Raw genomic sequence first — 18,606 nt, forward strand, 5'->3', positions numbered from 1 at the left:
TGTCGGAAAATTCTTGATAACTGAATGGATTCAGAATCTCCACCGCTTCAATCGGTCGCTCAAAATCCAAGATCGCATTGAGCAATCCAATCAACGCGATGTCGTTCTCCGGAGATCCAAAGATTTTTTTGAAGGCAAAGTCAACGGTGGGCTTAATTCTTAGAGGCATCCGTTACCGTGGGGCTAAAACAAAGAGCTGAGTATAACAGAGTTTCGTTGGGTTGGTGGCTATCACGATCCGTCTTCTCGGCTCCGCTGCCGGACGCCCGGTCTCCGCTCGGGCACTCCGCTGCGGACTCCATGCTCGCCGCTACAACCCGGCTACGGACGACACCGCTCGTTCCTCGCTTCGTGTCGTCCTCCGCCGGGCAACCTCCTGTTGCCGCATCTTCCATCATCGGCGGACATCCTATCCGCTTGCTTTCGGCGAATCGTGTCTACGAAGCTGCACGGAAGAACTCTCACTTCGCTTACGCTCGTCCGCTATTCGCTTGCGTTCAAGTTCGCCTATCGGCTCGAAGCGTGCGCGGACTCGGCATCGTGCCGAAAGCCATGGCGGGCATCCTGCCCACCAACGAAAAACGGCAGCCTTTCGGCTACCGTTCGGGTGTCGCTTCGCTCCAGTGCAAGCGGTGGAACACTCATCAAAGAGACCTGACCCATTTGATTTCTTCATTTGATTTCTTTCAAGCCTGACCCCCGCGAAGCGTTACCTTACACTGCTTAAACTTATTCGCTTCGCTCCAGTGCAGTTAGTCGTTTCCTTCAGAAACTACCCCCGTCCCATTTAACGACTCCCTAATGCATAATTCCCGTAAGCATCAATTTGCTTCCAATAGTCGTCATGCGAAACGTTTCCGTCCTTCCAGTCCGCTGGAATCCAATCTCGAAACCTCGGCTTGGTTGCACCAGAAGATATCTGATGACTGCTTGGCAATAGGCCAACCAACAATCTCCATCCTTGTTCTGGAAACTCTTTGTTAATGATTTTAACCGCGGCAACACGCAATTCGATTGCTGTTGAAGTCTGAGGGAACCATGGAAGCAGTATCGTAATCAAAGAATTTGATGGGCGATTGGTCCAGTTGCCTCCGGGGTCTTTCGTGTCAAGCTTCGCAAGAGCTAATAAAGTCTCAACAAACAAATCGTTGTTCCAAGCAAGAATTTCGAGAGCTCTAAACAAACCAGACAAGTAATTTCTGCCGGCGATTCCATCGCTTTCCTGTGAGAATAATTTGCCGAACGGATCTTCCTCATTCGCCAAACTACTTTTAACGGCCGCAAGAAAAACACTCGGAGTTGCTTCTGCCAAAAATGTAAGGAAGTTATCCATGGACGCCCATCGAATCCAATCGGCGTCTTCAAAAATCCGACGAACAGATCCGTCAATTTTGTTGTCAATATAGCCGTCAGTACAATTCGGAAAATTTTCGGGGTTTGCCCCAAGCATTGCGTAGTTTGTGGCAAGCCCATCCATAAGCTGCCTTGAATACTTTGGATTCTTACCGTAGATGTTTGCGGCAAATCTCTGGTCGGGCAACAGTTCGAAAATCGGGTTGGGTTCGGTAAATACTGTTTCGAATGCGTCGACCAATTTGTCGATCGTTTGATCGAAGATGGCTTCGGAAATTTGTGGCGACGCAAGTGTTGCATCGCTAATATTCCAAATCCCATTTCTTAAAGCTATGAGTTTTTCAGACATTAGAGGTTCTCACGCATCTTTTGAATCAAATCTTGAAATTTCTGCCCAGTTAGCATTTCAAGTATGGCTTGATCGTTCGGGTTTTTTTCGTCCCACTTCCCTGCAAGCCCGGCCGAAGCAACAACGTGGGGGTTTTTGATCTCTTTTAACGTTTTTTCATCAACCCGGGGCTTCGAAAACTCATCTGGGATTACCGCCACTTTCTTCCTAGCAAAAGCTTCCACCAGAGGCATCGAAATAGAGTCTCTAGAAATTGTACCGGCGTTCTGATTAAACGATTGGATCTCGTACAATAGTTGTGACCAAATAGAATTCGCGTTATCTTCAGCACACTGCGAGATCAAAGAATGAAGGAGTGCGAGCGAGACTCCAGCTTTTACGTCTAAATCAAAACCCAAAAGGTGAAAACACTTTAGAAATTCATGCAGCTCCCCGTCTTCGATTTCTACACCCTTGTTTGCTCGTTTGAGTTGTTTCCGAAATGCCTTTAGCTTTTGACGTTTCGCAACGTTGCTAAAGTATGCGAGTTCAACATTTCTAATAAACTCGCTGGCATCTTCAGTGTGCCTCGCCCATTCTAGGATTGTTCTCGTGTTGTCGATGTCTTTGGCACTAATAGGGCCGGTAACTAACGCGAAGTTGTCTTTCTTTGGCAAAAATTTCTTCGGGTCTCTAAAATCCGACCACGCCTGATGAATTACCTCCGCAAATGTCGTGTCGCTTTCAGAAATTGTAATTGTGTGTTTTACTTGAGCTAAAAGACGAGAGACGCTCCCAGTTTGAGTGTTCTTCGTGAATACAACAAAATCGTCGGTATTATAGCCGTTTGCTTTTGCTTGCAGCTTTATCTTGGTGATGGGATCAGTCGCCAGGCTAGGAACACACCCACCCGTGAGCATAAGTACGACAAACGAAGTCTGAACTCTAGTTTCAAAATTGACGCCTCCACCTCCCGACGAATATGGGTTCGAAAGCTCCTTGGCCAGATTATTTTTTCTTGGGACGCTTTTGCTTTGCCCCTTTCTTTTTGACAAGTTTTTTTTGGCCATGCTTATTGCTTCTGATAAATTACCTGTCGGTCAACTGATAGGTTGTTGGAGAAGTGAAGGTATGTCATTCGTCTATTAAATTTTGTGGTGGCTCATGTTTTCGAGAATGGTAAAAGACAGTTAGGAACACTCACAAAGCCATTGCCCAAGTTATAGCAGATTAGAGTTAGGTCGGTTTAGAAACGGATTTCCATGGGTTCTAGGAAACGAAAACAGAGATAGGTCCAGATAGCACTGCGTCACCTGACATGATGCTCTGTCCCTATGCTCCACTGACGAGGAGCTAATCAAGTGTGAGACAATTGCACTTACGACGCGGATAGCCCAGTTTCAGCAACGGCTACGTGACCGTCAAGCGTGAAGAAGTTGCCTCTACGATGATATCCTTTCCACCTACGATTTCTCCAAAACAGTCTTGCTCCAGAGACCCCATCGGGTATGTCGATGGGGCAAGCACTTACGCCAGTTACTTACCGGATATCGGGGGTTAGAGTTTCCGACTCATCACAAATCGAAGCTGTGTTTAAATTGCGTCCTTTGGTATGCTCTTCTCGTCCCTATGCTCCTTGCACATGCGTCTGAGTAAATGCTTCAACCGCTCGGCAATTCCAAAATGAACACCGCGCCGGTTGAGCAGTCTTTGTCAAACAGTCGTCCAGCGATTGACTTGGCCATTCGATCGCACAGGGCCAAGCCAAGACCTACACCCGCAACCGCATTAGCCTTGGCGGTACGCGATTGGTGAAACGGCTCGTACAGACGTTTACGATCGACCGACGTGATTCCTGGGCCAAAATCTTGTACGCGGAATTGGATTCGATTCGCTGCTGGCCCAACAGAAAGAATGATGCGATTGTCCGCCGACGATTGAGCGTATTTACAAGCGTTGTCTACAAGGTTGAAGAGAATCTGTTCAATGACAGCAGGTTGAGTTGACAGGGGCACGATGGCAACCGACGGAGGAACTTCGATCACCAATCGCATTTGACTGTCGTCTGCTCGCTCCATCAAACGACAGGAAAAGCGGCTTATTAATCCTTCTACCGTTACGGTCTCGCTATGAATTCTCGCAGAACTTCGCTCCAGTTTCGCAAACAGCAGGACATTTTCGACTAAATGCGACAACCGATCTGCTTGAACCTTTAGCGTGTTGGCATACTGTTTTGACTTTTCTGGTGGTACCATTCCATCGGCCAACATTTCGGAATACATACGAAATGTGGTCAGAGGGGTGCGCAGTTCATGCGTCACCGCGGACACGAACGCCGCTCGCCGTTCACTCAATCGCAATACTCCACGCAGCAGCAATGCCGATGCGAGTGCGGCGAGACCCAAGCAGCACCAAGCGGCCAAAAGGGATATCGAAAAGGCTGAGCTTCTAGCGGTAGCTGGCAAATCCATTGCAAGGCGGGCCAACATCGCTGGCCGGTCGATTACGAGTTGGACGGGGATGGTCGTCAGTGCCGTGCCGATCTTCAGTTGCGTATTGGGCGTTATCGCTTCAAACTGTACATTCGGCAATAACTCCGCGACTTCGTTTTGCAGTTCATGTTCGATTTCCTGCCAATTCAACCAACAACACTGGAACACCATTCCGTTTTCGTCGTCGACTCGACGAACAAAGATTAACTTGCCATTCATCCAAGTGGGTTGCATCGGGACTGCTTGCAACGCATTCGATTTTGTCGGCAAGGGGGTATTGTTTTCCGTCATTTGAAGGCCGTAGCTCAGACTGTTGTTTAACAAACTTTGCTGCGTCAACTCCAACGTCGAAAGACGACGTTGACTATAGTCTTCATTGACACGTTTTGTACCGCGTGAAAGCTGTGCGTCAATTTTGTTGTCGTAGTTCAATGGTGGAGCCGAAGTTGCCAGTGAGTTGTTCGGTTCGGCATGGTCCATCTCAGTGCTCTGACGCAATAGCGTTTGGTAGTCAAAGGCCTGGTCCGCGAGTTGGATCTGCGATAGGGTTTGCTGACGCATCGAGTCAGGAGAGGAAATGTTGTTTTGGGCGTCAATCTGGAATCGCAGCAACACCAAGTTTGCGGAAGGAGAATGGATCTCCGAGGGGAACCGGTAGAAGTACGGTGGTCGAGCTGCTTCATGAATGACCAATGGCAACATTTTCAAATCCATGCGGTACAACGCGCTGCTGATTCGCTCTTGCAGTTCTGCTTCGCGGCGTGCCATTTCGGTTTCTGCTCTGTCAGATTCACGAAGGCCATCAAGGCGAATGGTCTTCAAGCTGAGCCAAGACATGGCGATGACAATCGCCAGCAGGCAAACGCAAAACAGCGTCCAGATTTGCCAGGGCTTTTTCACTGTTTGGCCTCGAGCGAATGGGCTGTCCACATGTAGCCTGTTCCACGAACGGTCAAGATGATCGATGGTGGATCCGTATTGTCGCGCAACTTTTCTCGCAAGCGTGCGATGTGCATATCAATCGTGCGAGTGCTGATCCCTTTTGGTGTTAATTGCCAAACATTGGTCAGCAACTCATCTCGTGAAATCGCTCTGCCAAGATTTGCAACGAGGTATTTTAGTAGAAGAGTTTCTCTCTCGGACAGTTCCGATCGCATCCCATCGCGATAACGAAGCTCTCGCCTGTCGAAATCGATCACTCCATGTGCAAAGTGAATGGGGGCAAGTTTAGACATTTCGGTCGAGCGGCGCAGGACCGCTTCCACACGCGCGACCAACTCTTTTATGCTGAATGGTTTCACGACGTAATCATCGGCTCCTTCGCGAAGCCCCTGCACACGATCGGCCTCCTCACCTTTCGCCGTCAGAACGATCACTGGCTTTGCAAGCCGCAGCTTACGAACGGAACGCAAAATTTCCATTCCTGACAATCCTGGCAAACCGAGATCCAATAGAAGCAAGTCGTAGGTGCATTGAATCGCTTGCTGTTTACCGCTCGGACCGTCACCTGACTCGATGGTATTGTAACCACTGAACTGCAACGCATCGACGATTCCGCAACGGATCGCGGAATCGTCTTCGATGGTCAGAATAGTCAATCGTTCCGTCATCAATATCGCAGGTAGTATTCGTAATCGACCGTTGGTTTGAAAGACTCGCCCGGTAGGATCGTCTCGGTCCAGCGGATCACACTGCTGTTGTTGATCGGGTCGCCTCGTTGTTCATGCCAATCCTCTGCGTGGTAAGCTTCTAGCACTACCTTCCCATTATCGGATAGCTTCGTCGCTTTTCCGCCAAATCGCAACTGGACGGCCAACGTCACGGGCTCCTTCTTTTGGTTGGTCAACTCCGCTTCGATCTTTCCAGTGACACGAGCATAATCGTGCCCTCGCCATGAAAGTACTTTTAACTCACGCCCCGTTTCAGTGTCCTCTGCTTTGCCACGCAGGTCAACGGAGACCGTCACCGGAACTCGGCACGAGCTTCCCGGCGAAGTGTAGGTAAGCAATTCTTGAGCTAGTGGCTGCATCTCATCAACGATCATCGCGGCACCGGTCGTCCAGGGGACATTGGAGTTGTTGACTAGTTCCACTTGGCGCCAAACCCTTGCCTCGCTAAGTCGCAATGGTGAAGGTGAATCAACAGTGGAGGCAACAAAATTTTCCGAATGAGTCATTTGGATATCCCAAGTGTAGATATCGCGATAGGCGATGTCCGTATGCAAGATTGGCACGATTGCCCGCTCGCCACGTCTAAGCGTCATCGGGGCGAGTTGATAGACGAACATGTCATTGCCGCCCTTGCCGTTCAACTCATCGGGCAAATCGATCGCAGTTGTTTCATCTTGCGTGGCTGGACGACTTCGGAAATCAGAAATCTGTTGAGTAAAAACTGCGTTGGACATCAAATGATTGCCCCTTCCCATGATGCTTGGTGCGGCTTGTGCAAGTGAATTCCGCAGCGTCGCTTCGAGCACGATCGGCGAGGGAATCGTGCGAAAGCGAAAATTTGGTACGCCAACAACGACATGAAAAGGAACGTTGGTAAAGTCTTCGGCCTCATTTAAAATTTCACCTTGCATTATCATTTCCGCTTTTTGTTGCTGGCTAGCTTGTTTTTCGGGCGACGGGTCCTTTCCAGGAGCAAGGGCTTGACCGGTCAGGTTGATGCGATAAGTCGGAATCCAGCGGACATCGGGTCGAAAGTACATCAAGTTAACATTGACTTCCGCATTGGCTTGAGCGAATTTCATCGTCAATCGCTTGTGTCGTGATTTTGTGATCATCGTCTTCTCGATCAAACTGTTCATGTTTTCGATCGTTAGATTGCGTACCATGTCGGCGCGAATCATCATGTCGCCCGATTGAGTCCGAAGCAAAAAGTACTCTCCTCCAACGTCACTGATCGAGGTCGTTGCGGTTCGTGAGCCAAGTGATCGTGTGGACTGGGAAGCGGATAACTGGGAAGACAACCGCATCGAGTCACTTGGGTCGTTAAAGTTGGCTGCGGACAAGTTGTTAGCCAACTCGTCATTCGACAGAATTTTCAGGAGCCTTCCTTCTATTCGTTCCTGATCGACCTCTAGCGAACAAGCTTTACCCAAGTTCGACTTGACAACCTCCATAATGTTCGTGCAATTCAACTCCCGAGCCATTGTTGATTCGGTGTCGACCCACCCTGCAACAAGCGACTGGATCGTTCCCTTTTCCGGTACAGCCCAAAAGGATCCAAGTACGGCAGCATCGGGAACATCATCCGTATAAGCGACACCGTCTGCGTCGGTCGTTGCCTTGCCTTGCTTGACAACCAAACAGTAACCATCCTTGAAAACCACCACTCGCTCCGTTTTCAAATCCAAGCGAGATGCAACCGTCAAGTTGCTCGGCGAGTCCCCAGCCACTCCAATGTTTGGGAGGGTACAAAATTGCGAGATTGTGATTATGAGTGCAACCAGTCTGGCGTTTTTTGCCCAGAGCCAGATTGGAGTAACGAGCATGGCCATAGCTTGCGTCCTAGTTGAAATTGGGAAGCTGCGAATTGATGAAACGACGCATTCATCCTATAGCAAGAAGGCGATCCGAAGCGTAACAAGTTTGTAACAGCGACTAGAGCATTTTGCAAAAAGCCGTAGGCTGCGTGTTTCGTGGCTGTGGCTTCCAGCCGCAGCGTTCTTCTGAACTGGGGCTGGAAGCCCCAGCCACGTCAAAAATCAAAATGCTCTAGCCGCAGGCGAGCGAAACGCCACCTACAGACGGCTTTTCAATATCCGCTGCTTGTCGGGCGGTCTTGCACCGCGATTGCTGGCAAGCCCAGTTTGGATCGGCATTCGTCCAGCATCATTTTGGTTTGGCTCGCACCCACGCGACTGACCCCAATTTCGCGGACCTTTAACATGGTTGCATAATCACGGATCCCGCCTGCGGCTTTGACCTCCACATGATTTGGCGAGTACTTTCGCATCAAAACCAAATCCTCGATCGTAGCACCGCTGGTCCCAAATCCGGTCGATGTTTTGACCCAATCCGCACTGAGCTCGCCACAAATTTCACAGAGCCGGATTTTGTGTTCCTCTTGCAAAAAACAGTTTTCGAAAATCACTTTCACTTTTTGCTGCTCTGCGTGAGCCAGCTCAATGACCGCTGCGATGTCTTGACGCACGTAGTCCCAATCTTCGCTTAGAACCTTCGAGATATTGACGACCATGTCGAGTTCTTCACATCCATCGGCAATCGCCTGTTCCGCTTCGGTTCGTTTGGTGGATGTCATGTTGCCACCGTGTGGAAATCCGATCGTCGTGGATGTTTTCACAGTGCTTCCCGAGAGCAGTTCGGCACACCGTTTGACGGCATACGGCATGATGCAAACACTGGCAACATCATACGCTCGGGCCAAAGCAACGCCTGCCTCTAAGTCCGAGGTCGTCAAAGTGGGAGCCAATAGTGCATGGTCGATCATTTTGGAAATGTCGAGATAGGTAAATTCCGAGGCCATTGTTTACTCGAGAGTTTGAAGGGGTCATCGCACGGATTTCGATTCGGTTGATTCAAGATCTAACAGAAACCGCTTCGTTTGCAAACCGCCGGGGGCACTAAAACCGCACAGCCGTCCGTTGCCTGCGACAACGCGGTGGCATGGAATCACGATTGGAACTCGATTGCGAGCCATTGCGGAACCGACCGCTCGACTGGCTCCCTCGCTACCCGAACGCCGAGCAAGTTCTTTGTAAGAGAGGGTTGTTCCGACAGGTATTTCGCGGCATTTCTCGTAGACGACGGTGGAAAACGGTGTCCAACCCGTCGAGTCGATTACGATTGGATCGAAGTTCGCTTCACCCGTTTTGAAGTACAACGCAAGTTGCTTATCAAGCAAGTCGCTTTGTCGCCGGGCAATCCAATTGGCGGTTGTCGATTCGGATACGAAGCCACCATCCTCTCGCCAATGCAACCGGTACAATCCGTTTTTGGTCCAATGTGTCCAGATCGTGCCAAGCGGGCAATCATGCTCGCGGCGCAGACAAATGTCGAGCTCGGATGTTGTCCTCCGATGGGTTGTTTGCTTCATGAGTTACTTTCCAATGCAAAAGCGGCTGAACACTCGGTCGAGTAGGTCATCTGTATAAACGGCGCCAGTAACTTCGCCCAAACATTCGGCCGCTAAACGCAGATCCGAAGCAACCAATTCGTGGCCGTCTCCGTTAGCGACCAATTCGATCGCCGAGGAAATTGCTTGTTCGGCTTGGTTCAGCGATTGGCTGCATCGAGCGGCGGTACCGATTACGGAGCCAGTCTCTTCCTGATCGCGAGCATCAAGGTGCGATTCAATTTGCTCCTTCAGTTCCGCGACGCCTGCACCGCTGATCGCGCTCGTGTAAACCCAACCGTTGATGGGGGAATGTTTTGAAACCAAATCGGTTTTCGTAGCCACCCAAATATCGATGACGCTACGTTTACCAGTAAGCGTGAACGGACGGAGTTTTTCTTGATTTTCGGACAAGTCGCCCGCCGACAAATCGACGCACCAAAGTCGAATGTCGGCGGAAAGGCCTGCACGGTCAGCATGCCCTTGAGAAGCCGAAGCGATTTCGTCGAGCGTCTTGTCTTCCGTTTCCTGTTCAATCCCGGCGGTGTCCACGAATTGCACTTTTCGACCACCGCGAGTCGTACCATCGCGAGTCGTGCCACCGATGGTCGTTGTGACGTAGACCGCATCGCGAGTTGTCCCAGCGACATTCGCCACGATCGCCGCATCGTTGCCTGCGATCGCATTGACAAGTTGGCTCTTGCCCGCATTCGGTTCGCCGCGAAGTACGATGATCGGCATCGCCGACGCGCCACCTCGGTTGCAGAGCTTTGAGTGAATATTTTTTAACGAATCGCGAACATCGGTCAATCGCTTTACCAACATGTCATCGCTAATGAACTCGATATCTTCGTCGACGAAATCGAGTCCCGCTTCGACATCGGCTAGCAGATCCAGAATCATGCTTCGCATTTGTTCGAGCGGCCGCGACAAATTTCCGGCCAATTGTTCAAGTGCTTGATTGAGCGATCCGCGTCCTTCCGCTTCGATGACGCCAAGGACCGCCTCGGCTTGTGTCAGATCGAGACGTCCAGCCAAGAACGCTCGCATCGTAAACTCACCTGGGCGTGCAGCGCGAGCACCCGATGCTGTCAACCGCTGGACAATCGATTGAAGAATCGGTAGCGAGCCATAGGTGTGAATTTCGGCGCTCGGTTGCCCCGTATAACTTCGCCGCGAAGGCCAAAGCAGCAGAGTCACATTGATGATCCCGAGGGGGTCCTCCAAATCGAGCCTCGTATTGATTGCCCGGGCACCATGTTCACTTGGCAAATCGATAGAAAGCGACTGCAAAACCGATAGAACGGATTCGCCCGAAAGTCGCACAATGCCGCGAGCCGAAGGCGTTGACGGTGAAGCAATCGCCACGATTGTCTCGTTCGAATCGAGCATGGAAGGCTATTAAGGTTAGAGACAATCAAGCAAATGAGGGAGCGATTCGTATTCTATCAGATCTGCAAGAACGTTGGAGTATAGCGGTTAGGTGATTCCAAGAAACACATCGATCGGCATGTCGTCAGTAAATCGGGTAGAATGACAAGCCTCTCAATACAACCGATCGCTATAGGTGGAGTTTCATGACGATGTCAGGTGATGTTTCAGATAATGCCTCCTTGGCTGCGGAAATCGATCCTCTGAATGAGGACGCAAATGAAGTACCAGCCCTAGCGGTTCTAGCCGTTCATTTCCAAGAAATCTTAGCGGTCATCCTTTGGACGTTGGCTGCCGATGTGCTGATTTTCCGCAGTCTCGGGTACTCGGGTCCAGCCGTTTTCTTTGCACTTGTTCCAATCATTTTCTGCGTCAATCGATTTCGAAATCGATCCGCTGAAGTAGGTCCAACGGAAGCGTCTGGGCATCGTTTAGCGATAGCGGTTCTTAGCGGGCTGTTGCTTTGCGTGGCGATGCGGCTCCTTTGGCTCGGCTCTGCAATGACCGTTTGCTCTGGTGCGGTGTTGGTGGTCGGTTTGGCGATGGCTGCGTCGGGCGTGATGCCTTTTGTGCTCGAGGGGATTGCGTTCGCAAGTCGATTACTATTTGACGGGCTCGTCCGACTTCGGCAATACCGACTACCTCGACGCGGGGGGAACCCGTCGGGCGATCACCAATCCGAAGTCGCCGCCGGTACGTCCGCCCGCTCGCCCTGGACGTGGCTCTTGCCAATCATTCTTGGAACCATATTCGCAAGTCTATTTGTGATGGCGAACCCAGACCTTCGCGGCATGGTTGGGGAACAGTTTTCCAAGACCTGGAAGCGGATTCTCACCTGGGCATCGATGACGTCGCCATGGGAACTCCCCTTCTGTGTGCTCGCTTTGGTCATTGGTGCGGGGTTGATGCGTCCACGTTCAGGGTTCACCCAGTTTGGCAAAGAGGAAGTCATAGAGGCCGAACCGAATGGCACAACGGCTTCGCTGTTGCCAGCGTTCCGCAATACATTGATTTTGCTGATCGGGCTATTTTGTGTTTATCTAAGCTTTGAATTCTCGACACTATGGCGAAGCGAATTCCCCGAAGGATTTTACTATGCCGGATATGCCCATCAGGGGGCAGCTTGGTTGACGATTGCGTTAGCTGTAGCAACGGTATTGCTGTCCGTTATCTTCAGCGGCGAGGTGCTGCAGGATTCGCGGGTGAACCGACTACGGACGTTGGCGTGGGTCTGGTCGGTGCTGAATTTATTGTTGGCGATGGCCGTCTACAACCGCCTGCTAATTTACGTGGGCTACAACGGAATGACGCGGATGCGAACCGTAGGTTTCTTTGGCATCACTGTCGTTGTCATTGGATTTTTGCTGGTGCTTTATAAAATCGCCAAACATCGATCGTTTTGGTGGTTGGTGCGTGCCCAATTGATTGCACTGGTCTTGACCATCGTTTCCTATAGTCTGTTTCCGGTCGACTATGTTGCCCATCGCTACAATGCGGCAAAGGTAGCGACGGGCTATTTGCATCCGAGCGTCATGATTGCGGTCAAACCGATCGATAATGAAGGAATGCTAAACTTGTTCCGACTCGTCGACCATCCGGATCCAATCATTCGTGAAGGTGTCAAGGCGAGGTTGGCCAATCGGCTAGAGGAAATTCGCAAACAGCGAAACAGGAACCCGAATCACTGGACCGCTTTCCAAGCGGCGGAGAATCGCCTACTCAAGAAGTTGGAAGCCCACAAGTCTGTTTTGCAGCCGTACCTCGGCAAACCAAACGCAAGGAATGATGCAGGAGCGGTGTTCACGGATTATGCGATGCAGTGGTATTAGTGCTTCCACAGCATTGAATCTTTGGGGTAATGGACTTGTTAAAGATCCTTGCGCACCAGGGATCTTTAGCAAGATCCACTACCATCCCCCCCCATTCTTATCCATGACGAGGCACAAGAGCACCAATCACTGCTTTCACACACGGCAAGACTTTTGTATCATTCTCCTCCATGACAAAACACATCTTTGTAACCGGCGGCGTCGTAAGTTCACTCGGAAAAGGGCTGACGAGCGCATCACTGGGAATGCTACTAGAACATCGTGGTTTGCGGGTCCGAATGCAAAAATTGGACCCCTACATCAACGTCGATCCAGGCACGATGAGCCCTTATCAGCATGGTGAGGTATACGTCTTGGACGACGGCAGCGAAACCGACTTGGACCTGGGACACTACGAGCGGTTCACCTCGGGCAAATTGTCGCGTGACTGCAATTACACGACGGGCCAAATTTATTTGTCGGTAATCGAAAAAGAACGCAAGGGCCTTTTCTTAGGCAAGACGGTCCAAGTCATTCCGCACATCACCAACGAGATCAAATCGGTCATCAAACGGATGGCCAGCGATGATGTGGACGTCGTGATTACCGAGATCGGTGGAACCGTCGGCGATATCGAGGGACTGCCGTTCTTGGAGGCGATTCGCCAATTCTCGCTCGACGTCGGACGCGAAAACTGTCTCTACATGCACTTGACGCTGGTCCCCTATCTGAAAGCAGCGGATGAACTCAAGACGAAACCGACCCAACACTCAGTGGGGCAGCTGCGTGAAATTGGGATCCAGCCAGACGTATTGGTGTGCCGCTGCGAGCATTCGATCAGCCGGGATGATCGCGAAAAAATTGCCCTGTTTTGTAATGTTCCCGTCGAGGCGGTGATCGAGGAAAAGGATAAAGACTTTTCGATCTACGAGGTTCCCATTTCGCTCGTTGATAACAAACTCGATGAGTTCGTGGTCAAGCGGTTGGGATTGCCTGCATCGACGCTTGATATCACTCCGTGGACAGATCTGCTTCATCGGCTACGTAATCCACGTCATGAAATTTCGATCGCGGTGGTTGGGAAATATGCCGAGCACAAAGATGCGTACAAATCAATCTACGAGTCGATCGATCATGCGGGGATGAAGCACCAAGCTCAAATTCGCATCGGACGCGTTCAAAGCGCGGATATCGAACGAGAGGGAGCCGAGCGGTTGCTCGGTGGCTACCACGGAATCTTGGTCCCAGGCGGATTTGGCGAACGTGGCATCGAAGGAAAAGTCCAAGCGGTCCAATTCGCGCGGGAACGAGGCATTCCATTCTTCGGCATCTGTTTGGGGATGCAGTGTGCCGTGATCGAATACGGACGCAATGTCGTTCAATTGGAAAAAGCCCACTCCAGTGAGTTCGACAAAGACACCAAACACCCGGTCATTTGCTTGCTAGATGAACAGAAAAACGTAACTCAGATGGGCGGCACCATGCGGCTCGGAAGCCAACCGACTAAACTGGATCCGCTCAGCTTGTCGGGCAAGGCTTATGGAGCGGACGATATCGAGGAACGACATCGCCACCGTTATGAGTTTAACAATCACTACCGTGAACCGTTTGAAGCGAGCGGAATGCGATTCGCTGGCACGAGTCCCGATGGCAGCTTGGTCGAGATTATTGAAGTCCCCGATCACCCCTGGTTCGTTGCAGCTCAGTTCCACCCCGAATTCAAAAGCAAGCCACTAAAGTCGCATCCGCTGTTCGCCGGTTTTGTCGAAGCGGCGATCGAGCGACGGATCAAACGTATTGAAAAAGATGCCAATTCGGAATCATAGTCGTTGGGGCGTTAGCCCCGGTTTTGTGCCGCGAGTACGTTGGTTAGGACCAAGCGGAAGATGAGTGGCACAGGCTTCCAGCCTGTGATGCAAAAAACACAGATTGGAAGCCTGTGATGCAAAAAACACAGACGGGAAGCCTGCGATGTAAAAAACACAGACGGGAAGCCTGCGATGTAAAAAACACAGATTGGAAGCCTGTGATGCAAAAAACACAGACGGGAAGCCTGCGATGTAAAAAACACGGACGGGAAGCCTGCGATGTGAAAGACACAGACGGGAAGCCTGTGATGTGAAAAACACAGGCTGGAAGCCTATGATGTGAAAAACACAGGCTGGAAGCCTGTGCCACTCATCTTCCGCTCGATCCTAGTGGCAAGACAGCTAACAAATTCAGCCATTTCAATTCTATACCGGAGAGAAAAGCAATGAGCGATTCACAAGATCCGAATCAAGACCAGAATCCTGAACAAGAAGAGCCAAAGCTCGTCGTCGATAGCGACTGGAAAGAACAGGTTGCCAAAGAAAAACAGCAAGCGGCAGAAGCACCATCGGAGTCGAGTTCGGATGCCGAAGGGAAAGCCGAAGGGAACGTAACGGACAGCGTTACGGAGGCTCCCGAAGCGGTACCGCCTACGGCACAAGCGCCGCCGCCAGCATCCTTCGAAGTCTTGATTTCGATGTTGTTTACTCAGGCAATGATGATGCTTGGCCAAATGCCCGACCCAGCTTCTGGCAAGTCCGAAATTAACAAACCTTTCGCAAAACATCACATCGACACGCTCGAGATGCTGAGCGAGAAAACGAAGGGCAACCTGTCAGACGACGAAGCGAAAATGCTCAGCGAAGCTTTGCACGCCCTGCGAATGATGTATGTCAACGTCAAGGCTTAACACGGTGATCCGTATTGGACCAACTCTAGAATCGAGTCATTTGGAACGAGGACGGGAAAAGCGATGAGGATCGGTGTTTTTTGTAGTGGTGGAGACGCTCCGGGCATGAATGCTTGCGTGCGTTCGGTCGTGCGCGGAGCCACATCGGCTGGGCACGAAGTGGTCGGGATCAATCGTGGCTACCAAGGTTTGGTGGACGAAAATCTGTTTCTCGACTCGCTGGGCGAGGCAAAGATGTCGGCTCGGTCCGTATCGAATATCATTCAACGAGGCGGCACGATTCTGAGAAGTGCTCGCTGCCAAGCGTTTCAAACCGAAGCCGGGATGCAGAAAGCGGTTGAAACGCTTGAAAAGTTTAAAATCGACGGACTGATCGCGATTGGCGGCAACGGCACCTTTCGCGGACTAAACGAATTGGTCGAGCGTTGGGATGGCCGCGTGATCGGTGTCCCAGGGACGATCGACAATGACCTCGTCGGTACGGATTATACGATCGGTTTCTCTACCGCCGTACAAACGGCGGTCGATGCGATTGATAAACTTCGCGATACCGCTGAGAGTCACGAACGATTGTTCTTGGTCGAAGTGATGGGGCGGCATAGCGGGTACCTGGCTCTCTACACCGCACTAGCCGCCGGTGCTGAAGTCGCCTGCATCCCTGAAACGCCAACGGATATCCCAGGGATGGTTGACCATCTTCACTCTCTACAACAAACCGGCAAAAAGTCGATCATTGTCGTCGTTGCGGAAGGAGACGAATTGGGCGGAGCGTTGATATTGCAAGACAAGCTTCAAAAGGCAAAATGCAGTTTTGCTTTGCGGACCGTCATTCTGGGGCACGTTCAGCGCGGCGGATCGCCAACGCCCGATGATCGAATCTTGGCAACCCGTCTGGGTGATTTTGCCGTGCGATCGATCAGCGAAGGAGCCACGGCAATGATGGCGGGAGAAATCAACCACGAATGCGTGCTGTCGCCTATCAAGGATTCTTTTTCCAAACGCAAAGAATTACCAAAAGAGATGATCGATTTGCTCGATCGAATGTCGAAATAACGCTTCGTCACCGCTCGATTTTCGCGTAGCGGATCTTGTTAAAGATCATGGCACGGAGGGATCTTTAACAAGATCCACTACTGCCGGCCGTAGAAAGTCGGTGGGGGCCTACGGTAGGTTCGCCAAAGAAGACGGTTCTGCACGCACATACAACGATCCAACGACCATAAAGCCTAATGTCGCGGTGTGGATCAACCACGCATCATCCGCTCGGATTACCGTCCGAAGGGTGATGACCGTCATCACGGCCAATGCGGTGTAAAACTGACGCTCGGACCACTTTGCCAATTCACCTTGACTGACCTTGCTCAAAAACAAGATCGAGAGGGCGACGATCGGAGGGACGATCGCATTGAAAATTTGTAGGAGTTGCAAGAAATCGATCACGTTGGAAACCTTCCAAGAAGAAGAGGCGGCGTTCCGAAGAGGAGTTGAAAAGTGTTGAACGGGTTGTCTCATTTTCGGCCTACTCGAATCTAGGTCGACTTGAGGAAATCTTTCCATTTTCTCGAAACTTTTTACACCCCACGCAATCCGCAAAGCTTTCCTCAAGCCGCCATCCGGCCCAACCGATACAACTCGTATTGTCTACGTTCCTTCCTCACTGCGATCCGAATGACATGGAACCTTCCGTTTTCTCTACCAAGTCCTTTCGCATGCTTCTAGGTATCGCCGTTTTTTCAGCGGTCTGTCCTTTGATGGGGTGCCGAATATGCGCGGATTGTGAAGACTTGGCCTACCCAGCCTACGGAGGTGCCTGGCAACGCACCAACCGAGAAAGCGGTCGCGTGGCGAGTATTTTCGATCCCGGCGGTGCCAAAAATCCCCAACTTGTTAGCCGTGACACGCCAATGGTCCCCGATGAGATCGAGCGAGCACGAAGGTCCCAAGACGATATCGACATAGCGGATGACCCAGAACCGATGTTCGAAGATTTCGAGAGTCATGAGGATGATTCCGTCGGAGAGGATCCCCAGCTACCAAACCCCGATAATGAAGATCAGCAAAATCGAGAGGAAGAGCTGCGCAATTTAAATCTCGAAGACATCCGTGTTCTGCCTGCCAAGCCGATGCCGCCATTGACATAAAGCATCCTGGTTGGAGTCCAGGCTTTAGTCGCTCGGGAACACTGGCTTGAGTCATCGAGCAACTCGACAAGATCAGCTTCAAACTTGGAGATTCGCTCGGAAGTTTCGCCGCCAACATGAGCGTGTCGAAGCGCGCGGCGGTGACCATGTAAACGGTGTGGGTCTCATCTTAGGCGTGGGGGACGCTATGTTTGGGGCGAGCGTGAAGTCGCCGTTCAACGAGCGTCTCACAACGTTGGTCATCGGTCATTTCGCGCCAACGATACAAGATCTTTGGATCGCGTGGCATGGCGTTCATCACCTTTTTCAAATCCGACCGGCTAAAGCCTGGACTCCAACGACTCCGCTTGCCGCAGCGCCTCGACCAATGCTTGGATTTGCGAGACAGACAATTCTTCGGTGCGGCTTTTTTCACCGTGACCGAGCGATGCAAGGATCTCGTCAACTTGCACCTTTTCGAGTCGCCCCTTCATCGCACTGATGACGACGCTGCGTAGAAACTTGCGGCGATGGAAGAACAACGCTCGAACCGTCTGGTGAAAGTAAACCAAGTCCGGGATTTCCGCCCGCCGCTTCGGCTCGGCATCCAAGCGGATAATCGCTGAGTCGACCTTGGGACGAGGCCAAAACACCTTTGGCGATAGAATCCGCACGATATTGGCTCGGCAGACCGATTGAACCCAAACGCTCAACGCCCCGTAATCCTTCGTCCCGGGTGAAGCAACCATGCGGTCGGCCAACTCTTTTTGAATCGTTACGACAATGAAGTCGGGCGACGGACTTTCGTGCAGCAGGTTGCTGATGATTGGCGTGGCCACGTTGTAAGGCAAATTTGCCACCAGCCCGAATCGTGCATTGTCCCCCAAACGGCTCCGTGCGTCACGAATATGATCCATGATATCGGCACGCAGCGAGTTTTTGTTGCGCAGCGCATCGCCTTGAAGCAGCAGTACGTTCGAGCGATAAGCTAACTCTTCGCTTGCCAGTTGGTGTAAATTTTTGTCGATTTCGACCGTAAGTACCGCACCCGCCGCGTCAGCGAGCCGGCTGGTCAGCGAACCAGCGCCGGTTCCGATCTCCAAAACGACGTCATCTTTGGTCATCTCGGCCGTCCGCGCGATCAGGTCGACGAGGTTCAAGTCGATCAGGAAGTTTTGGCCAAATCGAGTGACGGGCCGTAGCCCTGCCGCCGCGAGCCGCCGGGAAAGATAGCTAGCCGTTTGCCGATTGGGATGATTAGGTGATTCGTTCAATC

The 18,606-nt window shown here is 51.4% G+C and carries 17 protein-coding genes; 6 read left to right on the forward strand and 11 right to left on the reverse strand.

Annotated features, from left to right (window positions below):
• The coding region (locus tag Q31b_RS29575) for a PD-(D/E)XK nuclease family transposase (RefSeq protein WP_197171026.1) at positions 1-169 on the reverse strand (169 nt) is incomplete at its 3' end.
• A 131-nt stretch (positions 170-300) separates the two neighbouring features.
• Here Q31b_RS29575 and Q31b_RS05960 point away from each other — a divergent pair.
• Positions 301-696 (forward strand): hypothetical protein, encoded by a 396-nt coding sequence (locus tag Q31b_RS05960; RefSeq protein WP_146598799.1) that lies wholly within the window; start codon positions 301-303, stop codon positions 694-696.
• A gap of 91 nt (positions 697-787) precedes the next feature.
• Here the strand turns inward: Q31b_RS05960 and Q31b_RS05965 are convergent, their stop codons facing one another.
• The 8 genes from Q31b_RS05965 to Q31b_RS06000 form a co-directional block, all read right to left on the reverse strand.
• Positions 788-1,702 carry a hypothetical protein gene (locus Q31b_RS05965; RefSeq protein ID WP_146598800.1) on the reverse strand — a complete coding sequence of 305 codons (915 nt, stop codon included), beginning with the start codon at positions 1,700-1,702 and terminating at the stop codon, positions 788-790.
• Positions 1,702-2,751, reverse strand: coding sequence for a hypothetical protein (locus Q31b_RS05970; RefSeq protein ID WP_146598801.1), 1,050 nt, complete (start codon positions 2,749-2,751; stop codon positions 1,702-1,704). The genes Q31b_RS05965 and Q31b_RS05970 overlap by 1 nt, the downstream gene beginning before the upstream one ends.
• Before the next feature lie 591 nt (positions 2,752-3,342).
• On the reverse strand, positions 3,343-5,073 hold the full coding sequence (locus Q31b_RS05975) for a sensor histidine kinase (RefSeq protein ID WP_146598802.1): 1,731 nt from the start codon (positions 5,071-5,073) through the stop codon (positions 3,343-3,345).
• On the reverse strand, positions 5,070-5,783 hold the full coding sequence (locus Q31b_RS05980; RefSeq protein ID WP_146598803.1) for a response regulator transcription factor: 714 nt from the start codon (positions 5,781-5,783) through the stop codon (positions 5,070-5,072). The genes Q31b_RS05975 and Q31b_RS05980 overlap by 4 nt, the downstream gene beginning before the upstream one ends.
• Positions 5,783-7,549 carry a DUF4139 domain-containing protein gene (locus Q31b_RS05985; protein ID WP_146598804.1) on the reverse strand — a complete coding sequence of 589 codons (1,767 nt, stop codon included), beginning with the start codon at positions 7,547-7,549 and terminating at the stop codon, positions 5,783-5,785. Before Q31b_RS05985 ends, Q31b_RS05980 begins: the two co-directional genes overlap by 1 nt.
• 383 nt (positions 7,550-7,932) lie before the next feature.
• Positions 7,933-8,664: a deoxyribose-phosphate aldolase gene (deoC, locus tag Q31b_RS05990; protein ID WP_146598805.1), complete on the reverse strand. Its 732-nt coding sequence runs from the start codon at positions 8,662-8,664 to the stop codon at positions 7,933-7,935.
• A 24-nt stretch (positions 8,665-8,688) separates the two neighbouring features.
• Entirely contained in the window at positions 8,689-9,234 is a 546-nt protein-coding gene (locus Q31b_RS05995; protein ID WP_146598806.1) for a methylated-DNA--[protein]-cysteine S-methyltransferase, read from the reverse strand.
• 3 nt (positions 9,235-9,237) lie between these two features.
• Positions 9,238-10,644, reverse strand: a complete 1,407-nt coding sequence (locus tag Q31b_RS06000; protein WP_146598807.1) for a tRNA modification GTPase — start codon at positions 10,642-10,644, stop codon at positions 9,238-9,240.
• A gap of 191 nt (positions 10,645-10,835) precedes the next feature.
• Here Q31b_RS06000 and Q31b_RS06005 point away from each other — a divergent pair, with 191 nt between their 5' ends.
• The 4 genes from Q31b_RS06005 (at position 10,836) to Q31b_RS06020 (ending at position 16,263) form a co-directional block, all read left to right on the forward strand.
• Positions 10,836-12,512: a DUF4153 domain-containing protein gene (locus tag Q31b_RS06005; protein WP_197171029.1), complete on the forward strand. Its 1,677-nt coding sequence runs from the start codon at positions 10,836-10,838 to the stop codon at positions 12,510-12,512.
• 170 nt (positions 12,513-12,682) lie between these two features.
• The gene (locus tag Q31b_RS06010; protein ID WP_146598809.1) at positions 12,683-14,317 is read left to right on the forward strand and encodes a CTP synthase; all 1,635 of its coding nucleotides are present in this window, start codon (positions 12,683-12,685) and stop codon (positions 14,315-14,317) included.
• A gap of 428 nt (positions 14,318-14,745) precedes the next feature.
• Entirely contained in the window at positions 14,746-15,210 is a 465-nt protein-coding gene (locus tag Q31b_RS06015; RefSeq protein WP_146598810.1) for a DUF1844 domain-containing protein, read from the forward strand.
• A 63-nt stretch (positions 15,211-15,273) separates the two neighbouring features.
• The gene (locus tag Q31b_RS06020; RefSeq protein WP_146598811.1) at positions 15,274-16,263 is read left to right on the forward strand and encodes an ATP-dependent 6-phosphofructokinase; all 990 of its coding nucleotides are present in this window, start codon (positions 15,274-15,276) and stop codon (positions 16,261-16,263) included.
• Positions 16,264-16,371: 108 nt separating this feature from the next.
• On the opposite strand, the gene Q31b_RS06025 is transcribed toward Q31b_RS06020, so the two are convergent.
• Complete coding sequence (locus Q31b_RS06025; RefSeq protein WP_146598812.1) at positions 16,372-16,650, reverse strand: hypothetical protein; 279 nt, start codon at positions 16,648-16,650, stop codon at positions 16,372-16,374.
• Between the two features lie 269 nt (positions 16,651-16,919).
• Here Q31b_RS06025 and Q31b_RS06030 point away from each other — a divergent pair, with 269 nt between their 5' ends.
• Positions 16,920-17,351: a hypothetical protein gene (locus tag Q31b_RS06030; protein WP_146598813.1), complete on the forward strand. Its 432-nt coding sequence runs from the start codon at positions 16,920-16,922 to the stop codon at positions 17,349-17,351.
• 320 nt (positions 17,352-17,671) lie between these two features.
• Here the strand turns inward: Q31b_RS06030 and rsmA are convergent, their stop codons facing one another.
• A complete protein-coding gene (rsmA, locus tag Q31b_RS06035; protein WP_231617349.1) occupies positions 17,672-18,604 on the reverse strand; it encodes a 16S rRNA (adenine(1518)-N(6)/adenine(1519)-N(6))-dimethyltransferase RsmA in 933 nt (310 codons plus the stop codon).
• Between the last annotated feature and the right edge of the window lie 2 nt (positions 18,605-18,606).

It is taken from the genome of Novipirellula aureliae, from assembly GCF_007860185.1.
Taxonomy (GTDB): Bacteria; Planctomycetota; Planctomycetia; order Pirellulales; family Pirellulaceae; genus Novipirellula_A; species Novipirellula_A aureliae.

Coding starts and splice junctions, on each gene's coding strand:
- Q31b_RS06010 (WP_146598809.1), top strand. CDS start 12,683: ATGACAAAACACATCTTTGTAACCGGCGGCGTCGTAAGTTCACTCGGA.
- Q31b_RS05980 (WP_146598803.1), bottom strand. CDS start 5,783: ATGACGGAACGATTGACTATTCTGACCATCGAAGACGATTCCGCGATC.
- Q31b_RS05995 (WP_146598806.1), bottom strand. CDS start 9,234: ATGAAGCAAACAACCCATCGGAGGACAACATCCGAGCTCGACATTTGT.
- deoC (WP_146598805.1), bottom strand. CDS start 8,664: ATGGCCTCGGAATTTACCTATCTCGACATTTCCAAAATGATCGACCAT.
- Q31b_RS06030 (WP_146598813.1), top strand. CDS start 16,920: ATGCTTCTAGGTATCGCCGTTTTTTCAGCGGTCTGTCCTTTGATGGGG.
- Q31b_RS06005 (WP_197171029.1), top strand. CDS start 10,836: ATGTCAGGTGATGTTTCAGATAATGCCTCCTTGGCTGCGGAAATCGAT.
- Q31b_RS06020 (WP_146598811.1), top strand. CDS start 15,274: ATGAGGATCGGTGTTTTTTGTAGTGGTGGAGACGCTCCGGGCATGAAT.
- Q31b_RS05970 (WP_146598801.1), bottom strand. CDS start 2,751: ATGGCCAAAAAAAACTTGTCAAAAAGAAAGGGGCAAAGCAAAAGCGTC.
- Q31b_RS06015 (WP_146598810.1), top strand. CDS start 14,746: ATGAGCGATTCACAAGATCCGAATCAAGACCAGAATCCTGAACAAGAA.
- Q31b_RS05965 (WP_146598800.1), bottom strand. CDS start 1,702: ATGTCTGAAAAACTCATAGCTTTAAGAAATGGGATTTGGAATATTAGC.
- Q31b_RS06000 (WP_146598807.1), bottom strand. CDS start 10,644: ATGCTCGATTCGAACGAGACAATCGTGGCGATTGCTTCACCGTCAACG.
- Q31b_RS05960 (WP_146598799.1), top strand. CDS start 301: ATGCTCGCCGCTACAACCCGGCTACGGACGACACCGCTCGTTCCTCGC.